The 6,807-nt window shown below is 68.2% G+C and carries 7 protein-coding genes and 2 pseudogenes; 7 read left to right on the top strand and 2 right to left on the bottom strand.

Features of this window, described 5'->3' with window-relative positions; translation table 11 throughout:
* Positions 1-158 precede the first annotated feature (158 nt).
* The 5 genes and pseudogenes from J1792_RS33590 to J1792_RS33570 all read left to right on the top strand — a co-directional run bounded on the left by J1792_RS33590 (position 159) and on the right by J1792_RS33570 (position 3,773).
* Positions 159-1,381 (top strand): annotated as a pseudogene (locus J1792_RS33590) (IS701 family transposase).
* Between the two features lie 256 nt (positions 1,382-1,637).
* Complete coding sequence (locus tag J1792_RS33585; protein ID WP_086571996.1) at positions 1,638-2,708, top strand: DNA polymerase III subunit beta family protein; 1,071 nt, start codon at positions 1,638-1,640, stop codon at positions 2,706-2,708.
* Between the two features lie 23 nt (positions 2,709-2,731).
* A complete protein-coding gene (locus J1792_RS33580; protein WP_207248991.1) occupies positions 2,732-3,241 on the top strand; it encodes a hypothetical protein in 510 nt (169 codons plus the stop codon).
* Positions 3,238-3,384, top strand: a pseudogene (locus J1792_RS33575) (IS481 family transposase); the annotation flags it as partial. The gene J1792_RS33580 and the pseudogene J1792_RS33575, both read left to right, overlap by 4 nt.
* A 2-nt stretch (positions 3,385-3,386) precedes the next feature.
* Positions 3,387-3,773: a hypothetical protein gene (locus J1792_RS33570; protein WP_242647056.1), complete on the top strand. Its 387-nt coding sequence runs from the start codon at positions 3,387-3,389 to the stop codon at positions 3,771-3,773.
* A 431-nt stretch (positions 3,774-4,204) separates the two neighbouring features.
* On the opposite strand, the gene J1792_RS33565 is transcribed toward J1792_RS33570, so the two are convergent.
* Positions 4,205-4,543, bottom strand: coding sequence for a thioredoxin family protein (locus J1792_RS33565; protein WP_207248990.1), 339 nt, complete (start codon positions 4,541-4,543; stop codon positions 4,205-4,207).
* A 48-nt stretch (positions 4,544-4,591) separates the two neighbouring features.
* Between J1792_RS33565 and J1792_RS33560 the strand changes: the two genes are divergently transcribed.
* Together J1792_RS33560 and J1792_RS33555 are read left to right on the top strand one after the other, a co-directional pair.
* Positions 4,592-4,735 (top strand): hypothetical protein, encoded by a 144-nt coding sequence (locus J1792_RS33560; RefSeq protein ID WP_179198979.1) that lies wholly within the window; start codon positions 4,592-4,594, stop codon positions 4,733-4,735.
* Positions 4,732-4,986: a DUF8839 family protein gene (locus tag J1792_RS33555; protein WP_107431152.1), complete on the top strand. Its 255-nt coding sequence runs from the start codon at positions 4,732-4,734 to the stop codon at positions 4,984-4,986. Before J1792_RS33560 ends, J1792_RS33555 begins: the two co-directional genes overlap by 4 nt.
* 619 nt (positions 4,987-5,605) lie before the next feature.
* On the opposite strand, the gene J1792_RS33550 is transcribed toward J1792_RS33555, so the two are convergent.
* Positions 5,606-6,721, bottom strand: coding sequence for a serine/threonine protein kinase (locus J1792_RS33550; protein WP_207248989.1), 1,116 nt, complete (start codon positions 6,719-6,721; stop codon positions 5,606-5,608).
* Positions 6,722-6,807 lie beyond the last annotated feature (86 nt).

Below are 6,807 nucleotides of genomic sequence, written 5' to 3'. Positions count from 1 at the left end.
TACTCCAGCCGGACTTTGGTGTTTTGCCTGGTCAACGGCTTGGGTCTGGGGAGTGTAGCGGGACGGTGCCGGAGATGGGGCGAGCTCTCCCGGGCCGTCCGGCGAACGTGTGACCGCGCCGCGTGTAGTGACAACGGTGCGGACAGCCTCCCTGCGTGATCGATGGCGTACCCGCCACCGCGTGGGAACAAGGTCTGGAAGAACTCTTCCTGAGGATCGGGCACCGCTTCCCCCGGATCGAGCCGCGACAGCGGATGCGGGACTACGTCCGCGGCCTGCTTGGCCCGGTGGGCCGCAAGAACTCCTGGCAACTCGCCGAGTTCGCCAGCCACTCCACCCCGGACGGACTGCAGCACCTGCTGGCCAAGAGCCGCTGAGAGCCCGACGAGATCCGCGATGACGTGCAGGAATACGTTGCCGAACACCTCGGCACCACCGACGGCGTCCTGATCATCGACGACACCGGATTCGTCAAGAAGGGCATCACCTCAGCGGCATTCAACGCCGGTACTCCGGTACCGCCGGCCGCACCGAGAACTGTCAGATCAGCGTCTTCGCCGCATACGCCACCACCCGAGGTCACGCCCTGGTCGACCGCGAGCTCTACCTCCCCAAGTCCTGGACCGACGATGCCGAACGCTGCCGAGTGGCCCGCATCCCCGAGCACCGGGGCTTCGCAACCAAGAACGACCTCGCCCGCGCCATGGTCCTGCGGGCCCAGGCGGGCCCGCTGCCCTTCAGATGGGTCACCGCGGATGCCGCCTACGGGCAGGACTCCCGCTTCCGCCGCTTCCTGGAAGACACCAGCCTGTCCTATGCCGTCGCCGTTCCCAAGTCCCAACAGGTGCACGGTCCTCGCATCGACTACCTCATCGGCCAGGCCCCCGCCGAGGCATGGCAGCGCCTTACCTGCGGCGACGGCGCCAAAGGGCCACGGCTCTACGACTGGGCCGCTGCCCGGCTGCCGGCAGTATGGGAGTTCGACGGCGACGAGCCCACCCGGCAGCGCTGGATGCTTGCCCGCCGCAGCATCACCAAGCCCGACGAGACCGCCTACTTCCTCGCCATACCCTTGCACTCCACCGTCGCCGACCTCGCGCTGATCGCCGGATGCCGTTGGAAGATCGAGGAATGCTTCCAGTCTGCGAAGAACGAGTGCGGCCTGGACCAGTACGAGGTCCGCCGCTATGTCGGCTGGTACCAGCACATCACCCTGGCCATGCTCGCCCACGCGTTCCTGGCCGTCACCGCCGCCCAGGAGCGGGAAAAGGGGGAGCTCGAGGCGACACGCCCGACCTTGTGGACCTCACCCCAGCGGAGATCCGCCGCCTACTGGCAGTTGCGCACCGACGTTCTCCTGCACAGACAGAACACACGGTGAACTGGTCACGATGGCGTCGCCGGCACCAGGCCCGAGCCCGGCGTTGTCACTACATGCGGCGCGGTCACACGTTCGCCGGCCGGCCCGGGAGAACTCGCCCCATCTCCGGCACCGTCCCGCTACCCCCCAGACCCAAGCCGTTGACCAGGCAAAACACCAAAGTCCGGCTGGAGTACTAGGTGTTGCTGGCCATGAGGTTGGTGTCGCTGCTCGTCGGTGTTGACCTTCGACTTGGTTGAAGCTTGATGATGGCGCGGTGCCAAATGATGAGCTGATGCCGATCGGGGCCTTCGCCCAACGCAGTGGTCTGACCTCCAGCGCGTTGCGGTTCTATGCCGACTCCGGGCTGCTGCCCCCTGCCGAGGTCGACCCGGTCTCGGGCTACCGCTACTACAGCACTGACCAGGTTGCTCGGGCGACCGCGCTGCGTCAGCTTCGCGAGCTCGCTATGCCCCTGGCTGCTGTCGAAGCGGTACTTGGTTCCGGGGCCGACGAGGCTTCCCGGCTACTCGATGAGCATGTCGCGAAGGTCGTTGGGGATGCGGCAGCCGTGCAGCAGAAGGCTGCTGTCATCAAGTCTGCGCTCGGCAATGCGCCAGGTCTTCCCATCGCGGTGGTGAAGGGTCCCGTGCTGGCGGATGCGGTCGAGCAGGTCCTGACCGCGGCCGCGTATGAGCCCGGGATGCCGGCACTCGCCGGTCTGCGCATCGAGGCAGGTCATGAGGGGGTGACCCTGACCGCGACGGACCGATACCGGCTCTCCACTCGAACCCTGGTGCCGGCTGAACCACCGAGCCAGACATGGGCCGGCACGGTCAATGGCGACGAGCTGCGGGCTGCGGTCGCGGCGAGCCGCCGCAGCCCGCTGGTGCGACTGGAGGCGGTCTCGAACGGGATCTGGTTCCGCGTGGCCGACCGCGAGGACCGACACTGTCGGTTGCTGCCCGAGGCGTTTCCCGACTATCGGCTGATGCTCGCGTCACTGGGCGAGGTCACGACTCGTGCGACGGTCTCGAAGGATCTGCTCCTGCGAGCCCTGGAAGAGCACCCCGGCGAGCGCATCGGGCTGCATGTTGCTGACCACGGAGTGAGCGTCATGTCAGCGGACGCCGGGCGCCCCGACTTCCCACTCCCGGCCACCGCGGCGGGCCAGGCCCTCCAGATCTGGTTCGAGCTGACCACGCTCTATCCCGCCGTGAGCACGGCGATCGGCCCCGACGTACTGCTCGACCTACGGGGACACGACCAGCCCGTCACGATCCGCTCTGCCGATCGTGGCGATCTCACCACCTTGGCCATGCCCATCAAGTCCGACCACTCCGCCTAAGCAGAACGACGAGGAACAAGTCCATGCCCACCGCACCCGCCAGCCCCGACCCGACCATGGAAGCAATAGGCCACGCCGTCGCCGAGGGCCGAGCCGGTAACAGCGCCTCCGCCCGCCACAAACTGCTGGGCCTGTGGTTCGCGATCGGTGTCACCGGTGACCCGCTGCACCGTTGCTCGCTCGCCCACTACCTGGCAGATCTCTACGAAGATCCCGCCCAGGCCCTCGCCTGGGACATCCGAGCCCTGGACGCTGCCGACGCCGTGACCGAGCAGCGCATCCAGGAGCACCACGCTGGCCTCCACATCGCTGGCTTCTACCCCTCCCTGCACCTCAATCTCGCCGACAACTACCGCAGACTCGGCTCCTTCGAAGCCGCCACCGAGCACATCAACGCGGCCAAAACGCACGCCCCCAGCCTTCCTCAGGACCCCTACGGTGACCTTCTTCGCAGCGCCATCCAAGAGGTCGCTGAGGCCATCGCCGGGCGGGACCAGTCACGGCGAGCCTCTGCGCCTGGTTCCGCTGCGTGACGCACAGGAATGCACCCCTCACCGTGGAGGGGCGGCGTCGCCTCGTCGAGCGATGCCGTACGAGACCTATCGCCCACGTTGCAGCCGAGATGGGGATCTCACGGGCCTGCTCGCACGCACCGAGGACCCCCTGGTGGAGGGCCTCTTGAGCAGGCACCACCCCGACACCCCGGAGGAGGTCCTGATGCGTGTGTACGCACGGCTCGGCGGGACGTTCTCCGCCTGGATGGCGGAGACCCACCCCCATTTTCCCCGCGAGGGCCTCGCCGCGCGCTACGCGGACCACCCGGACGGGAACTACCGTCGGATGGCCGTCCGAGACCCGGCCGCCACGCCCGCGCTGATCGAACGGCTCAGCCATGACCCCGCGGTCTGGACGCGTCAGGCGGCGGCCGGCGACCCGCGCCTGCCGCTCCACCGGCTCCGCGAGGCCCTTGACGTCCCTCAGCTGGCCTCCAGCGCCGGCGCCAACCCCGCGCTCCCCGAGGACGAGATGGCCACCGTCCTGAACCGGGCCGGCGTTCCCGCCTGACCTCATACAAGAAGCTCGAACGTCCCTGATGCGTGTCGCCGAACTAATCGCGGAACGGGAACCGAAGTTCGGCACCTTGAAGGCACACTTCCTCACCTAGCCCCCACCAGTGCCGGCCCCGACAGCGTGGCCGCGAAGCAGCGGGAGGTGCTCGGCGAACCCTGTGCAGCCCTCTCCGATCAGCGGAAGGTCTCTGTAGACACCGTTAACGCCGTTAACACTTCGGCACTCCCAGCCGGCCCGGAATGGGCCGTCTGCCGCCCCCGCCACCCGAGGCCGCACCCTCCTAGTCCGACACCCGCCAGCCGAGGAGCGGCCCATTCCACCGGTGGTGCGTCCGAGGACACGCGCACACCCCGGCCGTCCGCAGCCGCTCTGAACGTTCGCCTCGGGGAATCCGCTTCCCCGGCCGCGGAAGAGCGGGCGGCCGGTCAGAAGTGCGCGATCAGGAAATCCCGGACCTCGGCGTGGGTCATCGACCCCGTGCTGCGTGACGCCACCGCACCGTCCTTGAGCAGGACGACGGACGGGGCCCCAGTGACGCCGTACCGCTTGGTCGCCACCGGACAACGGGTGATGTCGATCTTGACGGCCGTCAGGAGGTTCGCGTACTCCTCGGCGATCCGACCCACGACAAGGTCCATTGCCCGGCATGCCTCGATCGCCTTGGGCCACGTCCCGGAGAAGTAGGCGAGGACCGGGCCTTCGCTCATCCTGAGGACAAAGTCGACCTCCTCGTCCTCCAGTGGCTGATGAACGCGTCTTGGCATCGGAACTCCTGACCTCGTGATCGACGTATCGGGACACCATCATCGCCTGTGACACCCGCGTTCGACGCCGACCGCGGCCAGGCCCCGGTCCCGGTCTTCACCGCGTCCCGGGGCATGGTCGGCGAGCGGGCCGGCCTCGAAGCGATGGGCGACCTGATCGACGCCTTCGAGAACGGCAGCGCGTCCCGATGACAACCGCCGCCACCTCACCGCGCACCGACTTGGAGCCGTTCCTCGCCGGCCACCCCCGCGGATCGTGGTCCGCCGACGAATACGCCGCCGCTCAGCGAGTCCAGGGCACCGACGCCGGAGTCGTCATGGGCCTCGGCAGCGACCAGTTCCTTGTGGTCACCGACACCACCACCCCGGAGCGCGGCGCTCCCCCGTTACCGCCCTCCATCAGCGACCCCAAGGAACGCTGGCGACGATCGGCGGGGAGGTGAGTCCAAGGGCGGCGTTGTCCTTGCCGTCCCGCATGTGGTTGAGCCAGCGTTCGTACCAGGCGAGGAAGTCCGGGGCCGGTCACACCGATGAGGCACAGGTCGGTACAGCCCATCTCGACGATGTGGAGGAACAGGTCCCCCCGCAGAGCGTCCGGGTGGTCGACATGAGTGAACCCGCGCGGGCTTCCGTCCAGCGGCTTCCCGTTCATCATGTACAGCCTGCACTCCCCCAGCGGGAGAAGACCGTAGAAGGGGCCGGCACCACTACCACCAAGCTGGACAAGGAACTCCCGGGTAGGCCACCGGAAGCTGGATGCGGTGTTCACGCTCGAAGGCGTCTGCCTGCGCGGGCCTGATACACGCCCCAAGGCGAAACCGGTGACGCTCCGCGCCCATCGAGTAGCTTCGCTGCGCCTGGTACGGCATCCGCGCCGGCTTGGAGCGAATACGCGGTATACGGGAATCCATCGAAGGATCTCTTCTCTCGTCCACCGAAACCCTACCGACCGGCTCGAGTGAGAAACATCCGGGAGGGGTCTGCAGAACCGTCGAATTTCGACTCGCATGCCACACCACCTGCATCACCGAGGACGTGCGCCACGGAAACCGACCCTTGCTCTCAGAACCTGCCGGATCGCTTGGGGAAGTAGTCCTCGAGTGTGCCTTCGCGGTGGACGTCGAGCGTGGCGCAGTGCAGTCCGCCCCCGAAGGGAGCCACGTCCCAGAACGCCACCGGGACGACCTCGAAGCCCAGTCGGTCGAGCTGTTCCATCTGTGCGGTCTCGCTCGCTTCCACGCAGACCGTTCCGGGGGCCAGCACCAGCACGTTCATCGACAGCCAAGGGCTGCACGCGGACAGCGGCGGTGGGGCCTGCCGTCCGGGGGTGGCGGCCTGGACGACCTGCCAGTCGTTGGCTTTGAGGTACTGCAGCAGCTCCCGTTCCGCGGGGCGTTCGGCGCAGTGGAGCACGAGCCCTGGGCGGAGCGGCACCCAGGTGGCGTCGATGTGCACGGGGTGCGCGTTCTCGAACGTCACCCCGTGCACGCGGTGCTCCGGCAGGTGCTGCCGGAGCCAGCGGATCCCGGCCGTGTTCGTGGCGAGGGACCGCTGGACGAACAGGTCCTTGCCGCAGCGGGCGATGTCGGCGGCGTCGAAGAGTGGTTCGGCCTCGGTCAGCACGAGCTCCCCGGCCCTGACGCGGGCGATCTGCTCCTCGTACGGCAGAGCCTCGTACTCGCCCCAGAAGCCCGGCCGGTACGACGCCTCGGTCAGCCGGGGCTTGGGGGCCGCCTCCCAGCGCATGCCGGGGTCGGCGCGGAAGTAGGACTCGATCAGCGGCCGGTGGGCCAGGTATTCGAACCAGCGGCTGCGAAACGACATGGTCGCCTCGAGCAGCTCGTTCCCGATCACCACCAGGACGTCCGGGACGGGCATGGCCCCGAACATGCTCTTCTGCGACCACTCAGGGGTGGCGACCGGCCGGCTGAAGTCCAGCGGCCGGGGCCGGTCGACCCGGATGCCGCGCGCTTCGAGAATGCGGGCGAAGTCGTCCAGCTGCTCGTTGGCCGCCGCCGTCATCTCCTCGGGCAACGGCCCGTACGTGCCGAGCGCAAACCCGTCTTCCGGCCAGTTCCGGACGACCGCCGGCTCGGGCGCCTGCACCATGGTGCCGTCCGCCCGGCCGACGATGACGTGCTTCAACGGATCCCACTCGTTCCAGGAACCGACCTTCACCGATCCTCCCCCGGCGTACGCCCCGTGCAGCCCACTCCCCTGGGCCCCGCTCCCGTGAAAGCTGTCGCAGAATGCGCCCGGCCGCC

Origin of the sequence: Streptomyces triculaminicus, assembly GCF_017349075.1 — a bacterium.
GTDB lineage: Bacteria > Actinomycetota > Actinomycetes > Streptomycetales > Streptomycetaceae > Streptomyces > Streptomyces triculaminicus.
Note: the sequence above shows the minus strand (reverse complement) of the source record. Positions and strands in the feature narration are given on the sequence as shown.